This window comes from Blautia sp. DFI.6.71, from assembly GCF_020593585.1.
GTDB classification, from domain to species: Bacteria; Bacillota; Clostridia; order Lachnospirales; family Lachnospiraceae; genus Blautia_A; species Blautia_A wexlerae.
On sequence record NZ_JAJDMJ010000001.1, the window covers coordinates 87547 to 100716 of the forward strand.

The following is a 13170-nucleotide window of genomic DNA, read 5'->3' on the forward strand; positions in this document are numbered from 1 at the left end:
TTATGAAAAAGACAATCATCACAGTAGTAGGAAACGATACCGTAGGAATTATTGCAAAGGTTTGTACTTATCTTGCAGACAATAATGTAAACATTCTTGATATCTCCCAGACCATCGTACAGGGATATTTCAACATGATGATGGTAACAGATGCCAGCAAATGTGAGAAAGACAACGGAGTTCTTGCCAAAGAACTGGAAGCCCTTGGAGATAAGATCGGTGTAGTGATCCGCTGCCAGCATGAAGATATCTTCAATGTAATGCACAGAATCTGAGAAAATCTAAGCAGGTAAGCCACTGAGGGACTTTCCTGTATCAGATTGCCTGAAAAATGCTGAGAGAACATACAAGGGAGAAAAACAAAATGATCAATATTTTTGAAGTAAATGAAACGAATAAAATGATCGAGCAGGAGAATCTGGATGTGCGTACCATTACTATGGGTATCAGCCTTCTGGACTGTATTGACAGTGATCTTGCTGTTTTAAATGAGAAAATCTATAAAAAGATCACAACCTGTGCAAAGGATCTGGTATCTACAGGTGAGGCTATTTCCGGTGAATATGGAATTCCGATCGTAAATAAAAGAATTTCCGTAACTCCGATCGCATTGATTGGCGGAGCTGCATGTAAGACAAAGGAAGATTTTGTAACTATTGCAGAAACTCTGGATAAGGCTGCCAAGGTGGTAGGTGTAAACTTTATCGGCGGTTATTCTGCACTGGTAAGTAAGGGAATGACTCCTGCTGAGAGACTTCTGATCGAATCTATCCCACAGGCTATGGCGAAGACAGAGCGTGTCTGCAGTTCTGTAAATGTTGGATCCACACGTACAGGTATCAATATGGATGCTGTTAAGCTGATGGGTGAGATCGTTCTGGAAACAGCGAAAGCTACCAAAGATCAGGATTCCCTGGGATGTGCGAAGCTGGTTGTATTCTGTAATGCACCGGATGATAACCCGTTTATGGCAGGTGCTTTCCATGGTGTGACAGAAGCAGACACTATCATTAACGTTGGTGTCAGCGGACCTGGCGTTGTTAAGACTGCGCTGGAACAGGTAAGAGGTAAGGATTTTGAAACTCTTTGTGAGATGATCAAGCGTACTGCCTTCAAGGTAACACGTGTTGGTCAGCTGGTAGCACAGGAGGCTTCCAGACGTCTTGGTGTTAAGTTTGGTATCGTGGATCTGTCTCTGGCTCCTACTCCTGCAATTGGTGACAGTGTTGCTGAGATCCTTGAGGAGATTGGTCTGGAGCATGCAGGTGCACCGGGCACAACAGCAGCGCTTGCTCTGTTAAATGACCAGGTTAAGAAGGGTGGAGTTATGGCTTCTACAGCAGTTGGTGGTTTGAGTGGTGCATTTATTCCGGTCAGCGAGGATCAGGGTATGATTGATGCGGTGAATGCAGGGGCACTGACTCTTGAGAAGCTGGAAGCTATGACTTGTGTATGTTCTGTAGGTCTTGATATGATTGCAATTCCCGGAGATACGAAGGCTTCTACGATTGCGGGTATTATTGCGGATGAGTCTGCAATTGGTATGGTGAACCAGAAGACTACGGCGGTTCGTCTGATCCCGGTAATTGGTAAGGGGGTTGGCGAAGTGGTTGAGTTCGGTGGACTGCTTGGTTATGCACCGATCATGCCGGTGAACCAGTTCTCCTGTGATGCGTTTGTGCAGCGTGGCGGAAGGATTCCGGCACCGATCCATAGCTTTAAAAACTGATAAAAAAGGCCAGAAACTTCGGAAAAGGGGAGTTTCTGGCTCTTTTTATGTTCAAGAGGGACGCGGAGCGGAAAATATTTTGTCTGGGGTGCGGTTTCGGAGCCTAAGATATTCTAAGTTTCCATAAATCTGCTAAAAGCATGAGCCGTCTTGTCAAACTCGCTCCGTTGCAAACTTCGCTCAGACAGTGATGCAGCCAGCTCATAACGCAGATTTCTGAAAACTAAGAATATCTAAGACTCCTGCAAATGCACCCCAGACAAAATATTTTCCGCTCCGCTGGTATCTGGTTTTAACTATAGCAATTAAAGAGATTCCAGAATATTGAGGAGTCGGGTGTTGTCTTCGGGGTGCATGATGCAGAAGCGGATGTATTCGCCGTCCAGGCATTCGAAGGAGGAGCAGTCACGGATCATGAGACCCTGACGGATGCAGGCGTCGAAGACGTCCCGGGAGGTCAGGCCGGGCTTCTGGATTTTCAGGAGGAGAAAGTTGGCGTAGGCCGGGTAGGTTTTGTAAGTGGGGATATTCTCCAGTGCTTTGAGCAGGCGGGTGCGTTCTGAGAGAATGAGGTCCCGGGTCTGGCGGATGTAGGTTTTATCCTGGAGCATCAGCTCGCCGGCCAGGGCTCCCAGACTGTTGAGAGACCATGGTACCTGTTTTTCTTTCATTTTTTTGAGAAATTCCAGGTTCCCGGTGATTCCGTAGCCAAGACGCATACCTGGGGCTGCGTAGAATTTTGATACGCCGCGCAGAATCATAAGGTTCGTGAATTCTCTGGTAAGGCTGACAGCAGTGATCTCATTGATATCCGGGGCAAATTCTACATAAGTTTCGTCGATCATCACGAAAATGTTCCGCTCATTGCAGAAGGAAACGATTCTGCGCAGGTCATTTATGCTAATTGCAGATGAGGTAGGATTATTTGGGTTGCAGAGGATGAGAAAATCGTATTTTCCATCCAGAGTCCGGCAAAAGTCATCTACATCGAGAACAAAGTTATCCTCTTCGCGCAGGTGGTAGTATTCCTGAGTGCTTCCGGAGAAGGAGAGTTCCCTGGAGTATTCTGAATAGGTCGGACCCAGGATAAGGGTATGCTTTGGATTTCGTTCCTGTATCAGCAGTGCGATCAGTTCGCTGGAACCATTTCCGGGCAGGATGAATTCAGCAGGAATATTACAATATTCTGAAATTGTGCTGCGAAGTGAAGTATAATCTCTGTCTGGATAAGAAGACAGGATATCCAGCCGTCCTGCAAGCTGTTCCTTTACATGCTCGGAAAGCCCCAGCGGATTTACATTAGCCCCAAACTTCACAATTTCCTCCGGCTTAAGCTGATAGACCTCACATATTTTCTCAACATCACTCCCATGAAAAACCATTTTTGCTGTTGACATATAATATCCCTCATTTCTATATAAATAATCTATTTAAACTTAAAATTACCACATAGCAGATCGCAGATCTTTTCTGAACATTATTTTAACACTTATCACATAGTTCTGTAAACATCACTGTTTACACATTGCTATCCATTACTATCCTGAAATATACAGGTCCCAATATCATTGCAGCAGGCATTTAACAGAAGGCAAGCAATTCAGCATGCTGTCGAAAATGGAATATATGTCAATTTGCCAGTACACAGCGAAGGAATGGGAAGGGATTTCGGGCGCATTTGAGGGTTCATAGTAATTCTTGGTATTTGGGAAGCTGCGTTATTCAAAAAAATCTCACTGTCTGAGCGAAGCGAGTTTGAGATTTTTTTGAATGCTTTTAGCAACTTCCCAAATGCCTTAGAATTACATGGTTCCGAAACTAAGCCCGAAATCCCTTCCCATTCCTTCGCGTCCCTTTTGAAAAAATTAATGGAAAAAAATAAAAAATAAACCTCTTGACATATCTGCATTAGCGTGGTAAAGTAAACACATCAAAACCGATGAGAAAGAAGAGTAAACAACCAAGAATCATTCCAGAGAACGGCAATTGGTGGGAAGCCGTATGAAACTGATTGTTGAATGGCCTTTCGAGGGCGGCCCGAAATCTTGATAAGCGTGAGAGTAGGCACCGACGGGAACCGAACCCGTTATAAATCAGGAGTGTATGTTTGTACATGAGAAAGTGGACAATTCGTCAATTTGAGTGGTACCGCGATAATAAGATTCTTATTACCGTCTCAAGCAACAGATAGCTTGTGGCGGATTTTTTTATATATAAAGAGAATCTGTTATATGGCACCCCCCCTGTAATGCAGGAAAATTTGCTGATGGCAGGTGGGTATCACAGCAGTTGACACATCCGGGAAAAAGAGGAATCCGGGGAGTTCTTTCTCACAGACAGTAACAAGGGATTGGCAAACATCCCTGAGACTATGGCAGTTAAAAAACCATGAACTGCTAAATAAGATGTAGAGAGAGGAAAAAGACTATGAAAAAAAGAGTATTAGCAATCGCAGCAACAGCAATGGCAACTATGATGATGGCATCACCGGTTATGGCACAGGATTTCAAGATCGGTATCTGCAATTATGTAGATGACGCTTCCTTGAATCAGATCGTAGACAACATCCAGTCCCGTCTGGAAGAAATCGGCAAGGAAAAAGACGTAAATTTTGATGTGTCCTATGATAACTGTAATGCAGATGCCAATGTTATGGAACAGATCATTTCTGATTTTCAGGCTGATAATGTAGATTTGATGGTAGGTATTGCAACACCTGTAGCAATGCGTATGCAGTCCGCAACAGAAGGAACCGATACACCGGTTGTATTTTCCGCAGTGTCTGATCCTGTAGGAAGTGGTCTTGTAGAGGATCTGGATGCACCTGGAGCAAACATTACAGGTACAAGCGATTATCTGGATACAGCATCCATCATGAAACTGATCCAGGCAGTGAACCCGGATGTAAAGAAAATCGGACTTTTATACGATATCGGACAGGATTCTTCTACAACAGCCATCCAGGAAGCCAAGGATTATCTGGATAAAGAAGGCATCGAATATGTAGAGCGTACAGGTACCACAACAGATGAGGTACAGCTTGCAGCAGATGCACTGGTGGCAGATGGCGTAGATGCAGTATTCACACCAACTGACAACACAATTATGACAGCAGAGCTTTCTATCTATGAGAAATTCATTGATGCAGGTATTCCACAGTATACAGGAGCTGACTCCTTTGCACTAAACGGTGCATTTGTCGGATATGGTGTTGATTATGCAAACCTTGGACAGAAGACAGCAGATATGATCGCAGACATCCTTATGAATGATGCAGATCCTGCAACAACATCTGTTGAAACTTTTGATAATGGTACTGCAACAGTAAACACAGAAACCTGCGAGGGACTTGGACTTGATCTTGAAACTGTTAAAAAAGATTTCGAGCCGTTATGCACACAGGTAAATGAGATCGTTACAGCAGAGAGCTTTGATGATGTAGAGAAATAATAAGGATATTCGGACAGCATTTTGAATAAATTCAGAATAAGTTCTGGGTTTATGGAATCCATTGTGCCGGTTGAAAAGACTGATATATTTTCTGGATTAAAATGAACAGCAGCAGACATTTTCTGTTGCTGTTCATTGAATGTAATAAAATAAATACAAATTGGAGGAAATCATCGTGACTATTGCGACTATACTCTCTCTTGGAGAGACCGCACTGAAACTTGGCTTGATCTGTTCATTGACAGTTCTTGCCCTGTTTCTCAGTTATTCCATGCTGAATGTCTGTGACCTTTCCACTGATGGCTGTTTCACACTGGGAGCAGCAGTGGGAGCAGCAGTGGCAGTCAGCGGACATCCTTTTTTATCAATTTTTGCAGCTATGGCTGCAGGTATATGCTCGGGCTTTGTGACAGCCATACTTCAGACAAAGCTGGGTGTTGACAGCCTTCTTGCAGGAATTATCGTTAATACGGCTCTTTATTCTGTGAATATTGCAGTGATGGGAGGTTCCTCCCTGATCAATATGAACAGAACAGAGACGGTATTTTCCATGATGAAAGAAACATTGAAAAGTACACCGCTGAAAGGAAGAGGAGATATTGTAGTTGCTTTCATTGCAGTAGCCATTGTGATTGTCTTCCTTGTATTTTTCTTAAGGACAAGACTTGGTCTGGCGATCAGGGCAACAGGAAATAATGCAGATATGGTAAAATCCTCATCTATTAATCCGGTATTTACTACGATTGTAGGTCTCTGTGTTGCCAACTCCTTCACAGCACTTTCCGGATGTCTTCTGTCTCAGTCACAGAAATCTGTAGATATCAATATCGGACAGGGAATGGTTACCATCGCGCTGGCTTCCCTGCTGATTGGTGGTACGATTCTTGGCAGAGGTGGAATTTTCGTGAGAGCTGTTGGCATGGTACTTGGATCTTTTATTTTCCGTCTGGTATATACCGTCGCACTGAGATTCAATATGCCGGCATTTATGCTGAAACTGGTATCTTCTGTGATCGTTGTGCTGGCTATTTCAGGTCCATATTTGAAAAAACAGTGGCCGCAGATTAAGAGAAGAATGACTCACAGGAAGGGAGTACAGTGATTTATGCTGAAGATTGAACATATTTCCAAGACTTTTAATCCGGGTACGGTAAACGAGAAACAGGCCATCAGAGATTTATCCCTGAATCTGGAGAAGGGCGATTTTGCAACGATCATCGGTTCCAATGGAGCTGGTAAATCCACTCTGTTTAATGCAATCTGTGGAGATTTTCTTACAGATTCCGGTGTGATCATGCTGGATGGACATGACATTACTTTTATGCCCCAGCATGTACGTGCAAAGACCATCGGTCGCCTGTATCAGGATCCTATGAGGGGAACTGCGCCTGGAATGACTATAGAAGAGAATCTGGCACTTGCAGCAGGGAAAGGCGGATGGCTTTCCCATGTGTCCAGACAGGAGAAAGAACGATTCCATGAAGAACTGAAGCTTCTGGATATCGGACTCGAGAAGCGTATGACTCAGCCGGTAGGACTTCTTTCCGGCGGACAGAGACAGGCGCTGACACTTCTCATGGCAACCATGAATCCGCCCAAGCTTCTGCTTCTGGATGAGCATACAGCAGCCCTTGACCCGGGCACAGCAGAGAAGGTGCTGAATCTTACGAAACGAATTGTAGAGGAACATCAGCTTACCTGTCTGATGATCACCCACAATATGCAGTCGGCCCTTGATCTGGGAAATCGTATTCTGATGATGGATTCCGGAGATATTGTGCTGGATATCCATGAAGAAGAAAAGAAAGGCCTGACAGTGGAAGGACTTCTGGAGAAGTTTAAGACAGGTGCCGGTAAGATGTTGGATAATGACCGTATTCTTCTTTCCGGAGAAAAGTAATTATAAAAATAACATGTAATTGTAAATGAAAGAACCATTATATACAGAAGTTATAGTTGTTGCCTAAAGCATACAGCCATGTTTTCTGATATCATGGTTCTTTTTGTCTGGTAGCGACTCTATTGCTTGCTGTAATTTGCAGAAGGTTCCTGCTCTGGTTTGAGTGTGATAAGTTTGCTCCCAACCGCTGCTGCGATAAATATCCAGATAAACATTTTAACCGGGAAGCAGAGGAAGAGAAGCATGGTTACTGCCAGTGGCTTTTTCATAATTCCGCCCAGAAGTGACGCAGTAACGATTGCAGCTCCAAATACCACATGTCCCCCGTCTGGCCCGCAGGTCAGCATTGCCACGCCGTATCCCATACATACTCCGGCAAAGATGACAGGGAAGAAATGCCCTCCCTTTAAACCGAACTGAATACACAGATTTGTCAGCAGGAGCTTAAAAAATGCAATGCCAATAAGTGCCAGCGGCAGATAAGAGGTATAGGTTTTCATAAGTGTTCCCATCTGCTCTTCTCCGGAAAACATAAGTACAGGTAAGAATGAACCTGTGATTCCAAGACATAAACCTGCAAAAATTTCTCTGACAACTGCCGGGAATCTGTTGGAAATATTTCCGGTCAGTTTGTGTGTTGCCTGATAGAAGTATGCCAGGATAAGACCGCACAAAATATACAGAATCATAAGCAGATAGTCTTTTCTCTGGATTTCCACCATATCAAAGGATGGAAATCCGGAAAGCCCTGCACCAAAAAGTGCAGATAAACCTGCATAAATACCAGTGCCTGCAGCCAGCGCGATTCCGTAAATAAATAATTTGGAACCCTTTGTTAAGGCTGCAAGATCTTCCTCGGAGTTTTCTTCTACTTCGAAAATACCGAACAGAGGTGCGTGAAACAGCACACTCATGGAGACTGCGGCACCAATCTGCGAATAATTTCTGGTATTCTGTTTGGCAAACTTCAGATTGTCTCCGGCCCAGTAGCATAAACCTACGATGATTCCGGTAAGTCCGGCTTCGGGACCTACACTGCTTCCTATGAGTAATGGCAGCAGTGCTGCCACCATCATTACAAGCATGTTTTTGTATTCGTATCTTTTTTCTGTTCTGACTTTTCCCATAACAGTTTCCAGATCTTCGGGATAGTCTCCGAATATTTTTCGGAAAATACCGATAATTGCCGCACCGGCTACACAGATAAGAATCGTATAATAGGGAACAGAGGTTTTCCCGGGAAGCCATTTCCATAGAAATTCAGTTCCGACTGCCATTATTTTCAGCAGGATCCATACCAGTGCACCGGCAACAGTACCAATGAGTGCACAGAACAGCCACAATTCAAGCTGATTTTTTAAAGATACGTTTTTGGGGCTTTTTGTGTTATTCATACAGTCATAACCTTTTTGTTAGTTTTCGGTCTTTCCGAGATTGATTCCAAGTACGATCATATTGATACCCTGCATCAAAACAGAAAAAGCGATCATATATCCTGCAGAGATCATGGTAAGTACAGGATGGGTAAATGAAATGATGCTGACAATTACGGATAAAACACCGCACACAATACTCAGGATACCTTTTCCTTTAGATGTTTTATATACCTTTGTGCCGGCGGCAATCTGGAAAATACCGTAGATCAGAATGATTGCACCGACCATATAAGCTGCCATTACGTCTGTGATGAACCGCTGAATGCCGCTGAATAATAAGATAATACCTGCAAGTCCTTCCAGAACACCGAGAATACATGCTCCGATTTCTTTCTTTTCTTTGGATAAAGAAAGGATTACAAGTTCAATACCATTTACAAACAGAAGGATTCCCAGGATCCATCCGATGGCAAGAAAAGTTCTCATTGGTCTTACAAGAGTGTAGACTCCTAATAACAATGTTAAAACTCCGGTGATCAAAGTGAGGTATTTTAGTGCTTTATTATCTTTCATACTGTTAAGCTCCTCTCATATTGCAAGTGAAACCGTTTTATACTATACTTCAATTAATTTCAGGCAGTATATTATTTCATTGGAGGACAAGTGCATGAAAAGAATTAAAGTATTAGGCAGTGTGTTAAAACGGACTCGCGCAGATAAAATTATCATTGGTTTTATTGTATTTATTTTTGCTATCGCAGCAGTGATCCAGCTGGTGGAACCGGACATTAACCGATACGGAGATGCACTGTGGTATTGCTATGCGGTGATCTCCACTGCCGGATTTGGCGATGTGGTTGCGGTTACTTTTATTGGAAAAATGTGTTCCGTTCTTCTGACGATCTATTCGCTTTTTGTAGTTGCCATTGCCACCGGGGTAGTGGTTAATTTCTACACCCAGATGGTGGAATTGCAACGAAAAGAGACACTTGCCATGTTTATGGATCAGCTGGAAAGACTTCCTGAGCTTTCCAGAGAAGAGCTGGAGAATATTTCCAGAAAAGTGCGCCAGTTTCGGTAGCTGTGGATCTTACTGATCTTTGGAAGAAAGTTCTTCTTCCTGCTTGCTGCGTACCTGCGGGATCAGAGAAGCTGCCAGCTTTCCTTTTCCGCGGTTTCGCAGATACAGAATACCGATGATAGAAAATACGACTGCGCCGATAAAGTTTACGATCAAATCTTTCATGGTATCAACAATACCAATATCAAGATAGCCTCCCAGATTCCAGGTCTCGCCGTTAACGGCCAGGGACTGAACATCTACATGGATCGGAACATTTGCACCGGTAGGATTCAGCTTCACAGAGTTGATGACCGGTACGATCCAGTCCTTCTGCATATCCATTCCAAAAAACCAGTCCATGCTGAATTCAAAGAATTCCCACATAACACCAACAGTCATTGAAAAACAGAATGCAAAAAAAGCTACAAAATACGGTGACATTTTAATGGAAAACCTGTCACTGCGGTTAAAAAGATCAATCAGTGCAAATCCGATGGCAGCCATCAGAAAACCGTTAGTAGTATGTAAAATGGTATCCCAGATAGGGATTTTTACATAAAAGGCATTGATTTCGCCAAGAATTTCTGCTGAAAAGATAAAGATCAGAATCACTGTTTCCAGTCCCGGTGGTATTGTGACGTTCAGTTTCCTGTCCAGAAACTGGGGAACCATAAAAAGGATCAATGTCAAGATTCCCAGAAACATATTGTGGTAATTTCCCAGGAAAAACTGACGTACAACAGATAAGATTACCAGGGCGGTAAGTACCATCTGAATCTTTGTTCTGTTCTTTTTCAAACCTGAATTAGCTTTCATTTTTCTTTTCCTCCTTCCTTATTTTATATCCTTATCCTCACTGTTTATATTTTAACATAAGTGCATCCAAACAACAAGAATTATAGGATAATAAGCTGTTTCTGGGACTCGTGGCAGAATTTTCTGCCGGTTTTCAGACACAGAAGTTTTTCATATAAATTGGAAGAAAAAACAGTTTCAGATAAAATCTGATTTCCTTCACTGTCCAAAAGATTTTGGGCGTCCGCAAGCTTGGTGATAAGAGGAATTTGGCTGTGCTGCTTGATCTGGCTTAGCAGTTCACTGCTTTCCCTGCGGAAACCAAGAACCCTGGCAAAGGGAATCTGAGTGGGTGCAGTGTGGATATTTAATATAATATGAAGCAATGCCCTCTGTATCCTTGTCTGAGTCAGTTCTCTGGTTTTTAAAACAGATACAGACTGGGAAAAGGACAACAGAAGATTTTGCTGATTTATGATCCGTCGGGCGAGATCCTCGGAAACATCCATATAGGAAGAAAGACTTTCTACATTTTCTTTCATAAGGCAGTAAGAAAGAATAGAGTCCAGAGAATTTTCTGTGAGAAATTCACCGGAGTCCAGCGCCTTTTTGAAAACGTAAAAAGCATCTGGTGGAATCTGGGATGATAATATATTGGCAGTTTTGGTATCCGGATTCCTGACTGGATTATTTATGTCTGAGATTGCCTCTGAATGGCCACCTCCCGGATTCTGAATAAGACTGCGTATAGCAGTTGCAGATGCAAAGAAATCAGTAGATGACTGTAAATCAGGGGAGGAGCTTGCTGAATCTCCTTCAGGGACAGTGGTTTCATGATAGCCCATTCCTTCCCTGCGGATCGTGACAGGGCAGATCCGGCTGTTCAGACGGAGAAGTGCCTTGCAGTATTCGATCCCCAGAATATTATTCGGTGTATTCAGGATCTGTGTAACTTCATTTAACAGAGGAGTAAGGACTCCGTCAAAATCGTCACCATTGAAGTTGCGCGGATTCTTAAAATATTCTGTCAGTGCCTGGCTTCTGGCAGCCGGAAAAGTCAGCCCTTCGCTTAAAAAGCTTTTCAGCAGCTTTTTATATTCTTCAGGTTCTTCTACAAGGATCTCAGCCAGTTCTCGCAGTGCGCTGATCTCCCCAGATTCACTTCCAAAGCAGAGCATATCAACAACGCCAAGGCTGTCCAACAAGGAAACACCTCCCATTGCAAAGGCTTCCGCACTTGCTGTAGAGACAGATACCGGCATTTCAAGTACAAGGTCAGCGCCGCACCGCAGAGCCATTTCTGCACGTGCGTGTTTGGAGATGAGAGCAGGGGTGCCACGCTGCACATAATCTCCGCTCATGGCAACGATAACATAGTCTGCTTTTAGCTTTTCTTTTGTATACCGGATTTGATATTCATGTCCTTTGTGAAAAGGATTATATTCTGCAATAATTCCTGCTGTTTTCATAAATTTACACAGATGCTCCTTCCTGAAATTTTGTAGAGTTCTCTTTTTTAACCATATTGCATCTTAAAAAATACTTTTTTATGTCATATTCTACCATTCAGATGCTTGAAATACAAGGCTTCAGGAGGTATAATGAAGACAGCGCAGAAAACAGATTACTGTTCACTGTATATATTCGGTGAATGGTAATGACATCTGGTATACAGATATTGTGATATCAGAACTGCTATATGAAAGGAGCCATTTTAATCATGGGATTTATTGACACACTCAAAGAGAGAGCAAAAGCAAACGTAAAAACAATCGTACTTCCGGAGACAGAAGATAAGAGAACTCTGGCAGCTACAGAGAAAATTTTAAAAGAAGGAATTGCAAAGGTTATCCTTGTTGGTAACGAAGAAGCTGTTAAAAAGAGTGCAGCTGAAGACGGATATGACATTTCCGGCGCACAGATCGTAGATCCTGCTACATCAGAGAAAACACAGGGATACATTGACAAGTTAGTAGAATTAAGACAGAAAAAAGGCATGACACCGGATCAGGCTAAAGAGATTCTTCTTAACCAGTATCTGTACTATGGTGTAATGATGGTAAAAATGGGCGATGCAGACGGTATGGTATCCGGTGCATGTCACTCTACAGCTGATACATTAAGACCATGTCTTCAGATCCTGAAAACAAAACCAGGTACAAAACTTGTATCTGCATTCTTCTTAATGGTAGTTCCGAACTGCGAATATGGCGCAAACGGCGCATTTGTATTTGCTGATTCCGGTCTGAACCAGAACCCGACTTCAGAAGAGCTTGCAGCAATCGCAGCATCTTCTGCAGAATCCTTTGAACTTCTTGTTCAGGAGAAACCAATCGTTGCAATGCTTTCACACTCCACTAAAGGCAGTGCAAAACATGCTGACGTAGATAAAGTAGTAGAAGCTACAAAGATTGCAAAAGAGCAGAATCCGGAACTTGCACTTGACGGAGAATTCCAGCTTGATGCAGCTATCGTTCCAAGCGTAGGCGCTTCTAAAGCTCCTGGAAGCGAAGTTGCAGGTAAAGCTAACGTACTTGTATTCCCAGACCTTGATGCAGGTAACATCGGATACAAACTTGTACAGCGTCTTGCAAAAGCAGAAGCTTACGGACCTGTAACCCAGGGTATCGCTAAACCTGTAAATGACCTGTCCCGTGGATGCTCTGCAGACGATATCGTTGGTGTGGTAGCTATCACAGCAGTACAGTGCCAGGCTGACGACAACAAATAAGGTTTCAGTCAGACCGTAAAACGGACTGAGAATTATTTCATTGACTACATAATGTTAAAGGCATCGGAGGAGATATTTCTGATTCTGATGCCTTTGATATCATTACTCATATTTCCCTGGAAATGA

Annotated in this window: 12 protein-coding genes and 1 other annotated feature; of the genes, 7 read left to right on the forward strand and 5 right to left on the reverse strand. The window is 43.1% G+C overall.

Annotation, left to right across the window (positions count from 1 at the left end; translation table 11 throughout):
* Nucleotides 1–2 precede the first annotated feature (2 nt).
* Both LJE12_RS00440 and LJE12_RS00445 read left to right on the forward strand, forming a co-directional pair.
* Entirely contained in the window at nucleotides 3–275 is a 273-nt protein-coding gene (locus LJE12_RS00440; RefSeq protein ID WP_008704728.1) for an ACT domain-containing protein, read from the forward strand.
* 89 nt (nucleotides 276–364) lie between these two features.
* A complete protein-coding gene (locus tag LJE12_RS00445; RefSeq protein WP_008704727.1) occupies nucleotides 365–1729 on the forward strand; it encodes a PFL family protein in 1365 nt (454 codons plus the stop codon).
* A gap of 305 nt (nucleotides 1730–2034) precedes the next feature.
* On the opposite strand, the gene LJE12_RS00450 is transcribed toward LJE12_RS00445, so the two are convergent.
* The gene (locus LJE12_RS00450; protein ID WP_227226163.1) at nucleotides 2035–3126 is read right to left on the reverse strand and encodes a pyridoxal phosphate-dependent aminotransferase; all 1092 of its coding nucleotides are present in this window, start codon (nucleotides 3124–3126) and stop codon (nucleotides 2035–2037) included.
* 533 nt (nucleotides 3127–3659) lie between these two features.
* Nucleotides 3660–3911, forward strand: a binding site (T-box leader).
* 245 nt (nucleotides 3912–4156) lie between these two features.
* Here LJE12_RS00450 and LJE12_RS00455 point away from each other — a divergent pair.
* From LJE12_RS00455 to LJE12_RS00465, 3 genes are all read left to right on the forward strand, one after another.
* Nucleotides 4157–5179: an ABC transporter substrate-binding protein gene (locus tag LJE12_RS00455; RefSeq protein ID WP_008704725.1), complete on the forward strand. Its 1023-nt coding sequence runs from the start codon at nucleotides 4157–4159 to the stop codon at nucleotides 5177–5179.
* 175 nt (nucleotides 5180–5354) lie between these two features.
* Complete coding sequence (locus tag LJE12_RS00460) at nucleotides 5355–6281, forward strand: ABC transporter permease (RefSeq protein ID WP_008704724.1); 927 nt, start codon at nucleotides 5355–5357, stop codon at nucleotides 6279–6281.
* Nucleotides 6282–6284: 3 nt separating this feature from the next.
* On the forward strand, nucleotides 6285–7079 hold the full coding sequence (locus tag LJE12_RS00465; protein ID WP_227226165.1) for an ABC transporter ATP-binding protein: 795 nt from the start codon (nucleotides 6285–6287) through the stop codon (nucleotides 7077–7079).
* A 119-nt stretch (nucleotides 7080–7198) separates the two neighbouring features.
* Here the strand turns inward: LJE12_RS00465 and LJE12_RS00470 are convergent, their stop codons facing one another.
* Together LJE12_RS00470 and LJE12_RS00475 are read right to left on the reverse strand one after the other, a co-directional pair.
* The gene (locus LJE12_RS00470; protein ID WP_227226167.1) at nucleotides 7199–8473 is read right to left on the reverse strand and encodes a chloride channel protein; all 1275 of its coding nucleotides are present in this window, start codon (nucleotides 8471–8473) and stop codon (nucleotides 7199–7201) included.
* An 18-nt stretch (nucleotides 8474–8491) separates the two neighbouring features.
* Nucleotides 8492–9028 (reverse strand): HdeD family acid-resistance protein, encoded by a 537-nt coding sequence (locus tag LJE12_RS00475; RefSeq protein ID WP_227226169.1) that lies wholly within the window; start codon nucleotides 9026–9028, stop codon nucleotides 8492–8494.
* A gap of 94 nt (nucleotides 9029–9122) precedes the next feature.
* Between LJE12_RS00475 and LJE12_RS00480 the strand changes: the two genes are divergently transcribed.
* Nucleotides 9123–9536 (forward strand): potassium channel family protein, encoded by a 414-nt coding sequence (locus LJE12_RS00480; protein WP_008704717.1) that lies wholly within the window; start codon nucleotides 9123–9125, stop codon nucleotides 9534–9536.
* Between the two features lie 9 nt (nucleotides 9537–9545).
* Here the strand turns inward: LJE12_RS00480 and LJE12_RS00485 are convergent, their stop codons facing one another.
* Both LJE12_RS00485 and LJE12_RS00490 read right to left on the reverse strand, forming a co-directional pair.
* Entirely contained in the window at nucleotides 9546–10334 is a 789-nt protein-coding gene (locus LJE12_RS00485) for a hypothetical protein (protein ID WP_161233294.1), read from the reverse strand.
* An 80-nt stretch (nucleotides 10335–10414) separates the two neighbouring features.
* Entirely contained in the window at nucleotides 10415–11782 is a 1368-nt protein-coding gene (locus tag LJE12_RS00490) for a tRNA(Met) cytidine acetate ligase (protein WP_161233295.1), read from the reverse strand.
* Nucleotides 11783–12033: 251 nt separating this feature from the next.
* Between LJE12_RS00490 and pta the strand changes: the two genes are divergently transcribed.
* A complete protein-coding gene (gene pta, locus LJE12_RS00495; RefSeq protein ID WP_019161337.1) occupies nucleotides 12034–13044 on the forward strand; it encodes a phosphate acetyltransferase in 1011 nt (336 codons plus the stop codon).
* Nucleotides 13045–13170 lie beyond the last annotated feature (126 nt).